The sequence below is a fragment of the candidate division WOR-3 bacterium genome (genome assembly GCA_039803545.1).
Taxonomy (GTDB): Bacteria; Hydrothermota; Hydrothermia; order UBA1063; family UBA1063; genus UBA1063.
The window spans coordinates 578,168-591,208 of the sequence record JBDRYS010000001.1 but is presented as its reverse complement, the minus strand read 5'-3'; the positions used below and the strand labels follow the sequence as shown (position 1 = coordinate 591,208).

Below are 13,041 nucleotides of genomic sequence, written 5' to 3'. Positions count from 1 at the left end.
TTATTCCATACTAAATTCTGGAATGTCAAACCAGAAACCTGTTCCTTTTATGTAATCGATTTGAGCCATTATGAGCTCATAATGGGCTTTTTCGGTCTCATAGAGTTTTTTTAGCAAAGCTTTTAAAGAATCGTCATCAACCGATTGGTAATGGGTTTCATAAAATTCCATCGATTTCTTTTCTTGCTCTAATGCTATTTCAAGGGCATCCAGTTCGTTTAACTCAGATTTTCCATGTTTTTTCTTTTCTCTTGCCTTTATGTCTGGGAGTAGTTTTTCAATTTCAGATTTGGGAACTTCAAGGGTCTTTATGTGGACCTCTTTACTGAATAGATCCTTGACTTCTAAGAGAGAAAGGAGGTGCCTAACTTCCTCGCTTGCGAGGGTTATGAACATATTTTTACCACTGGTATCCTTTGTTTTTCTCGCAATTTCCAGGTAAGTAAAAATAGCACCCTTTTCGTTTTCAATGGCAATGTCAACTATTGTAACTTTATCCATTCAACCTCCTTTTTAAAATTTTCATGGATTTTTTGCGTCACTTCAAGTGAGATTATTGAAAATCAACTGAAAGGCGTGATTCAATGCGAATATTTGTTAAGGAAAACCTGCGGGTATTTACTTCACCGAGACAAATTTTCCAGTATATCTGTTTTCCCCCTTTAATACCAAAAGGTACACTCCTGAGGCCAACGGAATTTTGAGGGTTTGCAAGCCCGAGCGATTCAGGGTGGTAGAATAAATTCTTTTTCCGTCGATGGTAAAAATCTCTATGCTTGCTGGAAGTCCAACCTGTGGAGGTACCTCCAATTTTAATGTGCCACTGGAGTAGAGGGCGTTTATTTTAATATTTTTGCAAGAAACACGTTCTTCAACTCTTACCGACCTCTCTCTCAATATGTATATCCCTTTATTATCAGCACCTATAACGATGGTAGAATCATCAATGATATCACAGCTTTCCACGGCTCCGTACCAGGTAGTATCTGGCTGGAAAAATCCTATAAGCTGAAATTCGCCTGCACTATAAAGGTATTTATGGATTCCCTGGACCTCCCAGCATACGTAAAGATAAGGTGATCTGGCTGTGCCTGCGTACGGATAGACCATTCCGTAATCGTGTTCATAGGAACCACAGTTGGTTCCATCCTCCTTGAATAGTGAAAATCCCATCAAGGGAGTCCTTATAACAAATAATGTATCGTGATTCCATGCTCCGACATCGAAATAATCCCCGGGGGAGATAATGGAGTCGAGGACTATGAGGTTTGGAGGATTTGAAGCATCAAAGATTCTCACCATTGAGTATCTATGACTGAGGTAAACTTTTTGAGTAGCGGGGTTGTATGCAATGGTGTAGTTGCGCTCCCCGCTGTCACTCCAGGTATAGGCGACATTAAAGTCGGATTTGTTAATAACCGCAAGCCCTGTTCCTGAAGCAACATATAGGTATTGGTCATCTCCGCAGATGTCGTGGGCTCTTATACCTGAGATAGTGAGGGTTTCTGGAGATTCTGGGTTACTGAAGTTTACAACTTTTATGCCATATTCCCTCATACCTACATAAACAAAGGGAGGGTCTGCAAAAATGCGAGTTGTCCATGGCAGGTTTAGATCAAGTTTAAGTGATAAATTTTGGCTCTCTGGAAAATATTCGATTATTTTAAATCTAAACTGGAGCGGAGTGGTATATTGTCCAGTTAGAGCTATGAAATTTCTATTATTGATTGAAAAGAACTTAACATCAAAAACACTAAACCCTGAATCAGACCAATTGCATAAGGGATAGAAATTAATGGTACAATTTTTTCTTGCGTTGCTGTTATTATCTGCTGTAAAAAGCGATACATCACTTTCAAAATCAAAGGTTTGATTTGTTGAGGTAGAAGGGAAATACGGTGGATTACCTTCTAAAATCAAGGGCTTTGCGCCGGAGACAGGAACTAACTGCCCATCAATGTAGCGGTAAATGTACCCCCATGCGATGGGGTAATCTTTTGCATGCAATATCGAAATTATGGAAGTGATAAGTACAATAGCAAATTTACGTTTTATTTTACCCCCTCACACTCTAATTTGAGTGTACAATGGATTTGCCGAAATGTCAAGGGCTGAATATTGTTCAAATTTTCGATAAAGTTGTTTATTTGCTTTGGAGTTTTCAGCTTTTTGTTTCAAGAGGATTGAAAATTTCTTTGTTTGGATTCGGTTTTTGGCCGTTATTTCGTTAGTACAATAGAAGAGGGTTATTTACGAGCTTTAGGGCTTTGCATTAAAAGAAAAGCAGGTTTAGTTTTGTGTGCCTTCTTACTGCTAAATCAACGTGCAAAAACGTCTCGTAGGTTTTAAAATTAAGATAAAAAGGAGGGTTGGTAATGTTTTTACTTTTTCTGTTAGTTTCTACAAGAACTATCTCGGTTTCAATTCCACCTCTTGCCTCGATGGTTAGCTATTTGGCAGGTGAACGGTACAAGGTGGTTTCTATATTGAATCAAACTCAAAATCCTCATACTTACGAGATTAGGCCTTCGGATTTAAAAACCGCTATTACTTCAGATCTTTATATTGAGGTTGGAGACCATTTAGAGGGATGGGGCAAAAGGATTTGTGAGAAACACAAAAACTGTTTGAGAATTTACGATGAGCTCGAAAGTCGAAATATCAAAGTCTCTAACCCCCATATATGGTTAGATTTAACCCTCATCCACGAATGTGCGAGAATTATTGAGAAGAGACTTGAGAAGACTTTTCCCCAGGATTCTCTTCTTTTTAGAAAAAATCTTAATCAATTTCTTTTAAATTTCGATTCTTTGAAAACAGAGCTAAAAGATCTATTTAAAAATTACTCCGGGACCAAGGTCTTATTGTATCACCCCTCCTGGAATAATTTTGTCGAGCCCCTTGGCTTGAAAGTGGCGGGTGCCCTCGTTCATCATGGAGAGAAAGAGGTCTCAGCCGGTGATTTTGCAAAGTGGGTCCAAAGGATTAAGACTGAAAATATCCGCCTCATTATCGCGGAGAAAAATATGCCTTCTCGAATCTGTGAAAACCTCTCTAAGGAGTCGGGGACTTGTTACGTTCTCCTTAACCCATTGTTTGGTGGTGACTTTCTTGAGGGGTTAAGAGAGCAAGCTGTTTTAATTAAAAAAGGTTTAGAATGCCGGAAATAGTCTTTTACAAAGTTGCAATTGGTTATCCTGGTAATGTTATTGCTGAGGATATTACTTTTACCGTCGAAAAAAACGACTTCCTTATCATTTTCGGGCCAAACGGAGCAGGTAAAACTACCCTTGCGAAAACGATTCTTGGAATTTTGAAACCACTAAAGGGTGAAACTTACATCTTCGGCTGTCCGGTTACTGGAGTGTGTCCTCACAAAAAGATGATTGGATACGTCCCTCAGATTTATAACATAGATAAAGATTTTCCCGCCACCCTTTACGATGTGGTAATTTCAGGTTGCTATCCTCTTTTAAAGCCATTGCAGAAGATTCCATCCCATTTTAAGGAAGAGGCTGTTGAAAACCTTAAAACTGTTGGACTAATTGATTTTAAAGATAAACCCTTCGCCCATCTCTCAGGAGGGCAGCAGAAAAGAGGACTAATTGCAAGGGCTCTGATAGGACCCCCAAAGGCTTTACTTCTGGATGAACCCACTTCTGGTATAGATATGGCCAGCGAGATTCAGGTAAATGAGGTGATTATAAATACTCACAGAACATTTCAGATTCCCGTAATCCTTATTACCCACGACATAAATCCATATCTTGAAGTAGCCACTAAATTTATTTTGATGGGGTATGGCAGGTACTTCTTCGGTTCTTTCGAAGAGGTTATACGACCTGATGTTCTCTCTGAAGTATACAAAACCAAGGTTGATGTTGTAACAAAGGGAGGATTTAAGTTTATCAACGTAAGGGACTTTCACCATGATCGAAATGCTTAAACTTTCGGTCATACAAAGGGCACTCATAGCGATCTTGATTACAGGTGCCTTTCTACCATTAGCTGGCTCTTTTTCCCTTCTCTCTGGTACTTCTTTTCTTGCGGCTGGTTTTGCCCACATTGCTTTTGCAGGAGTTGCCTTAGGGTACCTTCTTCGTTTTGATCCGCTTTTGGGAGCCCTCGTTGTAACTGTGCTTTCTGCCTATTCTCTGTGGTATTTGAGCGAAAAGAAAGAGGGCAAATACGAACAGACCCTGAGTATTCTGTTTTCTTTCTTTATGGCCTTAGCCATTTTGTTTTTTGGGCTCACTAAGACATACACTTCTGATGCCATGTCTTACCTCTTCGGTAGCCCTTTAATGGCGAATAAAATTGATATAACACTTCTTCTTGTCGCCTTCCTTTTTTACCTTGTTTTTGTTATTTACTATCATAGAGTTTTGTTTCTAATTGTTTTTTCAACTGAGCTTTCCTTAGCCTCTGGTGTAGATGTTAGCAGGTTCAGGCTTTACTTTTTCCTGTTTACAGCCCTCGCTGTGGTTTTCAGTATGAAATCCGTCGGTGCCCTTGTGGTTTATGGTCTTATGATTATCCCACCTTCTTTGTCACAAAGGGTCTCAAGGCATTTTAGTCAAATGATTTGGATATCGGTTTTGGTCGGAATAGTGAGTGCATTTGTTGGGTTTATTCTTTCCCTTGTGGTTGATGTACCGGTGGGTGCTGCGGTGGTCGTGACTGCGACAATGTTTTATTTAGGGTCCTTTATATTCAAGAAATGAAGATTTTACAAGTAAGTGACGCCTATCTGCCTTTTCCTGGAGGCGTTGGTGAACATATATATAACTTAAAAAAGTATCTTGAAAGGCTCGGACATGAGGTTTTTGTTCTCACATCAGGGTTTCCTGAACTTACGGAGGAGGTCGATACCAACGTTATAAGGAGGGGTAGGGTAGTACTTACTCCTGCTTTGAAGATTTTTAATAATACCCAGCTCACCTTAACTTTTGATCCTGGACTACCCTCTTTTTTGAAAGAATTTTACAAGGAGAATAGATTCGATGTGGTACATCTTCACGGTCCCCTTGCACCTAATCTTCCTGGACTCGCCCTTCATTATTCACCTTATCCCTCGGTGGCAACCTTTCACACCGCCTTTGTTGGTTTCAACTGGAATAAAGTTGCGAGGATATTTTTTGAAAAAGATGCAAGAAAGTTAAGAAAGTTTATTTTTGTATCAAAAACCGCTAAAGAGGCCGTTATCCCTCCTTATCATGGCGACTGGGTTATCATACCGAACGGGGTTGATTTGGAGCTTTTTTATCCGGAGGAGAAAGGTCGTTTTGTATACGGGAAGATTAATGTGGGTTTTTTAAGCAGGCACGAGCCACGAAAAGGTTTGCATATCCTCCTTGAGGCCTTTGCAAAGGATAGGAAGCTCGGAGAGGACGCACACTTAGTAATAGGAAGTTCGGGGCCCCTTACTGAATATTACAAAGAATTTTGTGAGGAGCACAATATACCTGCCACTTTTCTTGGAAAGATTCCGAAGAGTGAACTTCCAGATTTTTATAGGAAAATTGACATCTTTGTAGCTCCTGCGACGGGTGGTGAAAGTTTCGGTTTGATCTTACTTGAGGCGATGGCCTGCGGCACCCCTGTAATTGCTTCTAACATAGAGGGTTATAAAAATGTTGTTATCGATGGTGAAAATGGCCTTCTTTTCGAAAAGGGAGATGCCTTTGATTTGGCGGAGAAAATTAAAGAGCTTATTTCTGATGAAAATTTAAGATTGAAGATTGTCAAAAATGCTTTAGAATTTGTGAAACCATATCACTGGCTTGAAGTTGCAAAGCAAATAGAGAAAGTTTATATGGAGATTGTTTGAGATGTTGGTGACGTTGATTGCTCAGTTTGTTGCTTTTTTTGTGCCGCAAAAAGTAGCCGAATTTATCGCTGTAATTCTCGCTGATGCCTTCCGAATTTTTGATTGGCGCACAAAGGCTGTTATGAGGAATCTCGAAATCTTCTTTCCTGACAAACCATTAAGGGAAAGAAAAGTGATTATGAGGGATACTTTTCGTAAGTTGTTCCTGAGTTACGTGAGGGTTATGAAGCTCAGTAGAAAAAAGTGGGAAAACTATATGGAACTTACAGACCTTGAGGTTTTTAAAGGCAAAAAGTCCGTAGTTTTCTCTATTCATATGGGCCCCTGGGATATAGCCTCTAAATACATAAACTTGTACGGGTTTGAATTCTACGCGCTCATGGAAAATCTTCCTAAGTTTTATTTGTGGATGTGGTTAAGGTTTCGCAAAGGTATTAAAGTTTTTCTTGTGGGTACTGGGACTATAAAGGCTCTTCAAAGATTGAAGAGGGAAAAGGAGTATGCCCTTGTGGTCCTCGTTGATCGGGTTACCTCCGGGAAATATGTGGTTAGAAAATTCCAGGGACAGGATGTTATTTTTGCCGAGGGGATTTTTAAACTTCCAAAAATTTTGGAGAGTGATGTCTACTTTTTAACTTGCCATTGGGACGAAGAGATGAGAAAGGTTAGGTTTGATATTGTGCCTCTTGAGAGAGAAAATATTGAGAAGCAAATCTTTGAATTATTTGCGGAAAGTGTAAGAAAATACCCCGATCAGTGGTTTAATTTTTACTTTTTCACTACTCAAAGGCCGATCTGAGAATGTACAGTACTACCTCATCGTAAGAGATCCCCATGTGCTCAGCTTCCTTTGGCAAGTCAGAAAGATCTGTCATACCGGGAAGTGTATTTATTTCTAAAACATAGTAGTTATCGCTTTCGTCCACTATCCCATCTACCCTGGAAAAGCCACGACATCCTATCTCTCTATGAAGTTTTACGGAAGCTTCCTGGAAGGCTCTTGTAGTCTCTTCAGAAAGGCGTGCAGGTATTATAAAATTTGTTAACCCCTTAGTATATTTTGCGGTGTAGTCGTAGAATTCTCTTCCAACAACTTCCATTTCAAGAATTGGTAATGGGAAGCTTTCCTCGCCGGTCCCCAATACCCCACAGGTTATGGTTTTACCTTTTATGTATTTTTCAATGTAAAAATCGCCAAACTTCTCGCGGGTTTCGTAAACTGCTTCAAAGAACTCTTGATCATTATGAACTATTCTGACTCCGAGGCTGGATCCTTCATATCTCGGTTTTACAACGGCGGGTATCCCCAGGGTTTTTAAGGCGATTTCTGCTTCTCCCCTTAAGTTTTTTTTGTGCGACGGTATGAAATAATAGGGTGGAGTGTTTATGTTCGCGTAGTGCATGATTTTCTTTGTCATTATCTTATCCATTCCGATAGCCGATGCGAGGACACCTGAACCGGTATAAGGAATTCCCATTATTTCGAGCATTCCTTGAATAGTCCCGTCTTCGCCTGGCTTTCCATGAAGGATTACGAAGGCGACATCAGTGAAGCCAGGTTTAATTTCAGAGATATTCTCCCTGGTTAGATCAAAAAGAGTTGCGTTAAAACCTTGTCTCAGTAAGCTCTCGTAAACCTTTCTACCAGATCTAAGAGATACTTCCCTTTCGCCAGACCAACCGCCACAAATTACAGTTATTCTCTTGTCTTTTAAAATCTCTTTTAGCTCTGAAAAATCCATAAACCTTAGAAACTATTAGGCATCAACCTTCTTACTTTTTTAAGCTCCGTTTTATCCACTAAGGTTGGCTTTCTGAGATTTCTTCTTCTCTTTGCGTTTTTGCCAATAAGAAGGTGGCTTTTGAATGCTTTGAATCTCTTAACCTTTCCTGTGGCGGTCACTTTAAATCTCTTTTGAGCAGAACGTTTACTTTTAACCTTAGGCATGGTCATCCTCCTTTGTTTTCTTTGATACAGCTTTTAGAAGGAAGGTTAAGTTTTTCCCTTCCATTTTTGGGGGTACTTCTACGACGGCTTCACCTTCTAATTGCTGTACGATTTTTTCGTATATTTCATTTCCCCACTCTGGATGGGCCAATTCCCTTCCTTTGAACATAATTATTATACGAACTTTGTTTCCTTCTTCTAAAAACTCTCTGACTTTTTTGAGTTTAACTTCTAAGTCGTGATCGGAGATTCTTGGACTCATCGTAATTTCTCTTACTTCGCCCTGCTGCTTCTTTTTTGCCTCTTTTTGCTTTTTCTGCTCTTCGTATTTTAATCTTCCGTAGTCGAGTATCTTGCATACAGGGGGATTTGCGTTGGGCGAGACTTCCACAAGGTCAAGTCCATATTCATAAGCTAATTTCAGAGCATCTTTTGTCTTCATGATACCGAGGTGGGAACCGTCAGGTCCAATGACTCTCACTTCGTAGGCCTTGATTTTCTCATTTACCCTGTAAGGCTCTTCCTTGTTTCTCTTTTTAAAGTTTGGCGCTAATGGGGGTTGTGTATCTCTGCTAATGGGTGTAACCTCCTTTTATCTCTTCTTTTATCAAGTTTAAAAATTGTTCCAGTGTCATTTTCCCCAGGTCACCAACACTATGTTTCCTGACAGAAATCAAGTTTTGTTCCCTTTCTTTCTTTCCAACAATAACCATATAAGGGATTTTTTCAATTTCAGCATCTCTGATTTTTGCGTTTAACTTCTCGTCTGACCGGTTGATAGTAACTCTTATTTCGTTATCCTTCAGAGCTTTATAAATCTTGTCTGCATATTCTACGTTTTCCTCAGAGATTGGCAGTACAGCGACCTGAATAGGTGCTAGCCAAAGCGGGAAGTTTCCACCATAATATTCAATGAGGGTTGCAAAAAATCTTTCAAAGGACCCTAAGAGGGCTCTGTGTATTAGATATGGTCTTTTGTCAATACCGTCTTTATCTCTATAAGTTACGTCAAATCTCTCTGGTAAATTGAAGTCAAATTGTATTGTAGTGCATTGCCAGGAACGACCAAGGGCATCTTTTATTGTAATGTCGATTTTTGGTCCGTAAAAGGCGCCTGCCCCTTCGTCGATTTTGTAAGGAATATTGAGCTCGTTGAGGGCATTCATCAGGGCTTTAGTTGCTTCCTCCCACATTTCAGGGCTTCCTACGCTGTTCTTCGGCCTCGTTGATACAAAGACTTCGTATTCTTTAAATCCAAATCTGTTCAAAATAAAATAGGCAAATTTTACTACTTCCTTAATTTCGCCTAATATTTGGTCGGGACGTGCAAAAATGTGGGCATCATCCTGGGTAAATCCTCTTACCCTCAGGAGTCCGTGCAAAACCCCAGATCTTTCATACCTGTAAACCGTGCCAAGTTCACAGTATCTGATTGGTAAATCTCTGTAGCTTCTAACCTTGGTCTTGTAGATCATTATGTGGAATGGGCAATTCATCGGCTTTATATAATATTGCTGATTGTCCAGCTCCATTTGAGGGTACATATTTTCTTTGTAATAGTTTAAGTGACCAGAAATTTCCCACAATTTTGATCTTCCTACGTGAGGGGTATATACCAGCTGGTAATCGCGTTTCAAGTGTTCTTTTATCCAGAATTCCTCGATGACTCTTCTAATGGCTGCTCCCTTGGGGTGCCAGAGGATAAGTCCTGGCCCAATTTCTTCATGCACTGAAAAAAGATCAAGCTCTTTTCCAAGGACTCTATGATCTCTCTTTTTTGCTTCCTCAAGTTTATTCAAGTACTCCTGTAGCTGTTCTTCTGTTGGAAAGGAGATTCCGTAAATTCTTTGCAATCTTGCATTGTTTTCGTCGCCTCTCCAGTAGCTTCCCGATGAGCTTAAAAGTTTTATTGCCTTTACATAAGAAGTGTTAGGTAGATGAGGACCACGGCAAAGGTCTGCAAAGTCTCCCTGCTTGTAGATTGATACAATTTCATCTGGAATTTCATTGAGAATTTCGATTTTGTAGTCTTCACCTATTTTTTTGAAATACTCGATAGCCTCACCCTTCGGCAATTCGATACGCTCAATGGGGAGACTTCGCTTGATTATTTCCCTCATTTTATTTTCTATGTTTCTTAAATCTTCCTCGGTAAAGTTGTAACCGTTGGTGTCGAAATCGTAATAGAAACCGTTTTCAATTGCTGGACCTATCGTTACCTTGAATTGTGGAAAAAGCTCTTTAACTGCTTGAGCCATAATATGGGAAGTGGTGTGCCAGTAAGTCTCTCTTCCTATCTCCGAATTAAAATCTAAAAGAACAACTTCTTTTTCATTTCCGGTGAGACGGTAAGTTAAGTCTTTGGGGATTCCGTCCACTAAAGCGACAAAGTAATTTTGGTCTTCACCGGCAAGTTCCAGTATAGACCTCCCTACAACTTCGCTTTGCAAAAAATCCTTTACTTTTTGCCCTTTTACAAGCTTCATACAGTTCTATATATTAACGCATTTTCCTTGTTTTTCAAAATAGGGAAAAACCACCCCCCTCCCGTTTTTCCCGAACTATTTTATTATCAACTGAATCATGAATTTCTCGAAGGTGATTAGAAGTGCGTACTGCAAAATTAAAATCACAAGGCCGGCTTTGAACATATCCACAACTTTAAGTTCTCCCGAGCTGTAGACAATGGCGTTCGGTGGAGTGCTAATGGGGAGCAACATAGATGCGGATGCAGCAAGCCCAATAGCGATCACTAAAATAGCCTGGTGTACGGGATCTAAGTTTAATCCCATGGCAAGAGGTATTATTAGTGCTGCTGTACTGGTATTGGACATGAAGTTGGTGATTATGGCGGTCACACCGGCAAGAAGGGCAAGTTGGGCAGCGAAAGAGAGGTTGCTTATTCCAAGAGAGTTTACTATATAAGTACCAAGTCCGCTTGCCTTGAAGGCTTCACCCAGGGAGAGTCCACCACCCATTAAAATGAGTACATCCCAGCTAAGGCTGTTGAAATCTTCTCTTTTTAGTATGCCAAAGGAGAAGTAAATTAAAACCGGCACGAGGGCTACGTATGCCGCATCTATTTTGTGAATAGACTCAGTAAGCCATAATAAGGCTGTAATGATCGATACGATTATTATAACTTTTACCCGTGGATCATTTCTCTTTGATGCATCGGGGGAAACATGCATTTCAACTTTGTCAACCTTGTGCGGGAAGAGGAAGTATAACACAAGCCATGCCAATACCGTTAAGATTACCACATAGGGAAACGCAAAGAAAACCCATTTAGCAAAGTTAACATTGCTACCAGCCTTTTTGATATAGTCAAGGGCTATTGCATTAGGTGGAGTTCCAATTGGCGTTCCCATTCCACCAATGTTCGAGCCGAAGGCAATAGCTATTAAGAGGGCCTTTGCATAATTTTTATCTGTGAGTTTTCTTACGACAGGGAGAGTTACTGCCAGCATGAGCGCGGTGACTGCTGTATTTGACATCCACATTGATAGGAAGGCGGAGACTGCGAGAAATGCAAAAAGGGTAATTCCGGGTTTTCCACCTGTGTTTTCCAGTATTTTTTCTGCAACAAGTTCGTCTATTTTGTAGGCTTCAAGACCTTTGGCAAGGACAAAACCGCCCAAGAAAAGGAGAATTGTAGTGCTGAAGAAGGGAGATAGGAATGTAGTCGCTTTAGCCCCTTCCATTTTCGGCATTAACCACAGTACTTCGAGAACAAGAATCACAAAGGAGGTGACATAGAGTGGTATGATCTCAAAAATCCACAGGATTGCAGCGACGATGAAAATGATAGCGGTTATTTTTTGTGGAATGGTCATGGATGTCATGACAGGCAATTTATATAATAGCACCGCGATTAAAGCGGTAAGTAGGAGACCAAATAACCTTTTCCAGGTGTTCATATAACCTCCTTCATTTTGAGTTCAAAAATGCCTTATACCCTTTATAAGTCATGTAAACATCAACTTTTGATGCAATTTCAAAGGGTGAATGCATCGAGAGAAGGGGAGTTCCTGCATCTATTACGTCCATCCCGTATTTTGCGAGATATTTTGCAACGGTACCTCCACCTCCTTCATCTACTTTACCAAGTTCAGCCACTTGCCATGCGACGTTATCTGAGTCAAAAATACTTACTATCTTTGCCACAAATTCGGCATTTGCATCGTTTGTAGAATACTTTCCGCCTGAGCCAGTATATTTTGAAATAGCAATTCCATAGCCAAGTTTAGCTGCATTTTTAAGTTCATGAACTTCTTTCCAGTTGGGATCAACACCTGCTGTTACATCTCCTGAAATGGCTTCACTTTTTGCGAGGATTTCTCTGATCTGGGAGTACTCCTCAACTCCGTTTTCTTTGAGGATTTTGCTAATAATATTTTCAATAATTAGTGACTGAGCCCCTGTGTTTCCGTCAGATCCAATCTCTTCTTTATCAAAAAGTACAACTAAAAGGTGTTTCTTTGGGTTTTCTGCGTCTAATAGGGCTTTCACAGCAGTGTAGGCACAAACCCTGTCATCCTGACCGTATCCACCGATCATCGAACGATCGATACCCACATCGAGGGCCTCTCCCTGTGGAACTATTTCGAGTTCGGCAGCGACAAAATCCTTCTCTTCTATGTTGTATTTTTCTTTTAGTATCTGCAAAACATTCTGTTTGACCTTTTCTTTAACCTTTTCGTCCTCCGTCTCGAGGGGAATATGCCCAAAAAGTAAGTCCAATTTCTCACCATGAATGGCTTCGGATATGTTTTTGTTTGCCTGGACATTCCTGGCAAGGTGTGGTAAGATATCCGTAAAAGTAAAGACAGGGTCTCCGGGTTCATCACCTATGTTTACCTTCAGAACCGTTCCATCCCCTTTCACTATAACACCGTGAATCGCCATAGGTTTTGTAACCCACTGATATTTTTTGATGCCTCCATAATAGTGGGTTTCAAGTAGCACGAGATCAGTGTCTTCGTAAACGGGATTTTGCTTGATATCGATTCTTGGGGCATCAATGTGAGCGGCTACGATTTTAAATCCCTCAGAAATACTCTCAGTACCTTTTTTGTAGAGGATGAGGCTCTTATTCTTTATGTTGTACGCTTTAATATCAGGTCTGTTTTTAACAAGATTTTCAAAGAACTCTACTACTTCCCTTTCGGTTTTGGCCTTTGAGAGGAATTTTCTGTAATCTTCGCAGAAAGCAAAAACTTCTTGAAGGTTTTTTCTACTCCATGCGTTTTTAAATTCCATA

Annotated in this window: 13 protein-coding genes; 5 read left to right on the top strand and 8 right to left on the bottom strand. The window is 40.2% G+C overall.

All coding sequences use genetic code 11. From position 1 onward, the window contains the following. Together ABIM45_02675 and ABIM45_02670 are read right to left on the bottom strand one after the other, a co-directional pair. Positions 1 to 501: a ferritin family protein gene (locus tag ABIM45_02675; protein MEO0238815.1), complete on the bottom strand. Its 501-nt coding sequence runs from the start codon at positions 499 to 501 to the stop codon at positions 1 to 3. 117 nt (positions 502 to 618) lie between these two features. After that, the gene (locus ABIM45_02670) at positions 619 to 2,007 is read right to left on the bottom strand and encodes a T9SS type A sorting domain-containing protein (GenBank protein ID MEO0238814.1); all 1,389 of its coding nucleotides are present in this window, start codon (positions 2,005 to 2,007) and stop codon (positions 619 to 621) included. Between the two features lie 368 nt (positions 2,008 to 2,375). On the opposite strand from ABIM45_02670, the gene ABIM45_02665 reads away from it, so the two are divergent. Genes ABIM45_02665 through ABIM45_02645 form a run of 5 tightly spaced genes read left to right on the top strand, consistent with a single transcriptional unit; the run spans position 2,376 to position 6,629 of the window. Continuing rightward, positions 2,376 to 3,170, top strand: a complete 795-nt coding sequence (locus ABIM45_02665) for a metal ABC transporter substrate-binding protein (protein ID MEO0238813.1) — start codon at positions 2,376 to 2,378, stop codon at positions 3,168 to 3,170. Beyond that, the gene (locus ABIM45_02660; GenBank protein MEO0238812.1) at positions 3,158 to 3,946 is read left to right on the top strand and encodes a metal ABC transporter ATP-binding protein; all 789 of its coding nucleotides are present in this window, start codon (positions 3,158 to 3,160) and stop codon (positions 3,944 to 3,946) included. The genes ABIM45_02665 and ABIM45_02660 overlap by 13 nt, the downstream gene beginning before the upstream one ends. Then, positions 3,930 to 4,724: a metal ABC transporter permease gene (locus tag ABIM45_02655; GenBank protein ID MEO0238811.1), complete on the top strand. Its 795-nt coding sequence runs from the start codon at positions 3,930 to 3,932 to the stop codon at positions 4,722 to 4,724. The genes ABIM45_02660 and ABIM45_02655 overlap by 17 nt, the downstream gene beginning before the upstream one ends. Beyond that, positions 4,721 to 5,830 (top strand): glycosyltransferase family 4 protein, encoded by a 1,110-nt coding sequence (locus ABIM45_02650; GenBank protein ID MEO0238810.1) that lies wholly within the window; start codon positions 4,721 to 4,723, stop codon positions 5,828 to 5,830. Before ABIM45_02655 ends, ABIM45_02650 begins: the two co-directional genes overlap by 4 nt. A gap of 1 nt (position 5,831) precedes the next feature. Further along, a complete protein-coding gene (locus ABIM45_02645) occupies positions 5,832 to 6,629 on the top strand; it encodes a hypothetical protein (GenBank protein MEO0238809.1) in 798 nt (265 codons plus the stop codon). Here ABIM45_02645 and ABIM45_02640 read toward each other — a convergent pair. The 6 genes from ABIM45_02640 to ABIM45_02615 all read right to left on the bottom strand — a co-directional run bounded on the left by ABIM45_02640 (position 6,610) and on the right by ABIM45_02615 (position 13,040). Next, positions 6,610 to 7,572 carry a D-alanine--D-alanine ligase gene (locus ABIM45_02640; protein ID MEO0238808.1) on the bottom strand — a complete coding sequence of 321 codons (963 nt, stop codon included), beginning with the start codon at positions 7,570 to 7,572 and terminating at the stop codon, positions 6,610 to 6,612. The genes ABIM45_02645 and ABIM45_02640 overlap by 20 nt on opposite strands. 5 nt (positions 7,573 to 7,577) lie before the next feature. Then, positions 7,578 to 7,778 carry a 50S ribosomal protein L35 gene (gene rpmI, locus ABIM45_02635; GenBank protein ID MEO0238807.1) on the bottom strand — a complete coding sequence of 67 codons (201 nt, stop codon included), beginning with the start codon at positions 7,776 to 7,778 and terminating at the stop codon, positions 7,578 to 7,580. Next, complete coding sequence (gene infC / locus ABIM45_02630) at positions 7,771 to 8,355, bottom strand: translation initiation factor IF-3 (protein ID MEO0238806.1); 585 nt, start codon at positions 8,353 to 8,355, stop codon at positions 7,771 to 7,773. Before infC ends, rpmI begins: the two co-directional genes overlap by 8 nt. After that, complete coding sequence (gene thrS, locus ABIM45_02625) at positions 8,351 to 10,264, bottom strand: threonine--tRNA ligase (GenBank protein MEO0238805.1); 1,914 nt, start codon at positions 10,262 to 10,264, stop codon at positions 8,351 to 8,353. Before thrS ends, infC begins: the two co-directional genes overlap by 5 nt. A 75-nt stretch (positions 10,265 to 10,339) precedes the next feature. Continuing rightward, the gene (locus ABIM45_02620) at positions 10,340 to 11,698 is read right to left on the bottom strand and encodes an SLC13 family permease (protein MEO0238804.1); all 1,359 of its coding nucleotides are present in this window, start codon (positions 11,696 to 11,698) and stop codon (positions 10,340 to 10,342) included. 10 nt (positions 11,699 to 11,708) lie between these two features. Next, positions 11,709 to 13,040, bottom strand: a complete 1,332-nt coding sequence (locus ABIM45_02615; GenBank protein MEO0238803.1) for an aminopeptidase — start codon at positions 13,038 to 13,040, stop codon at positions 11,709 to 11,711. Position 13,041: the final 1 nt, after the last annotated feature.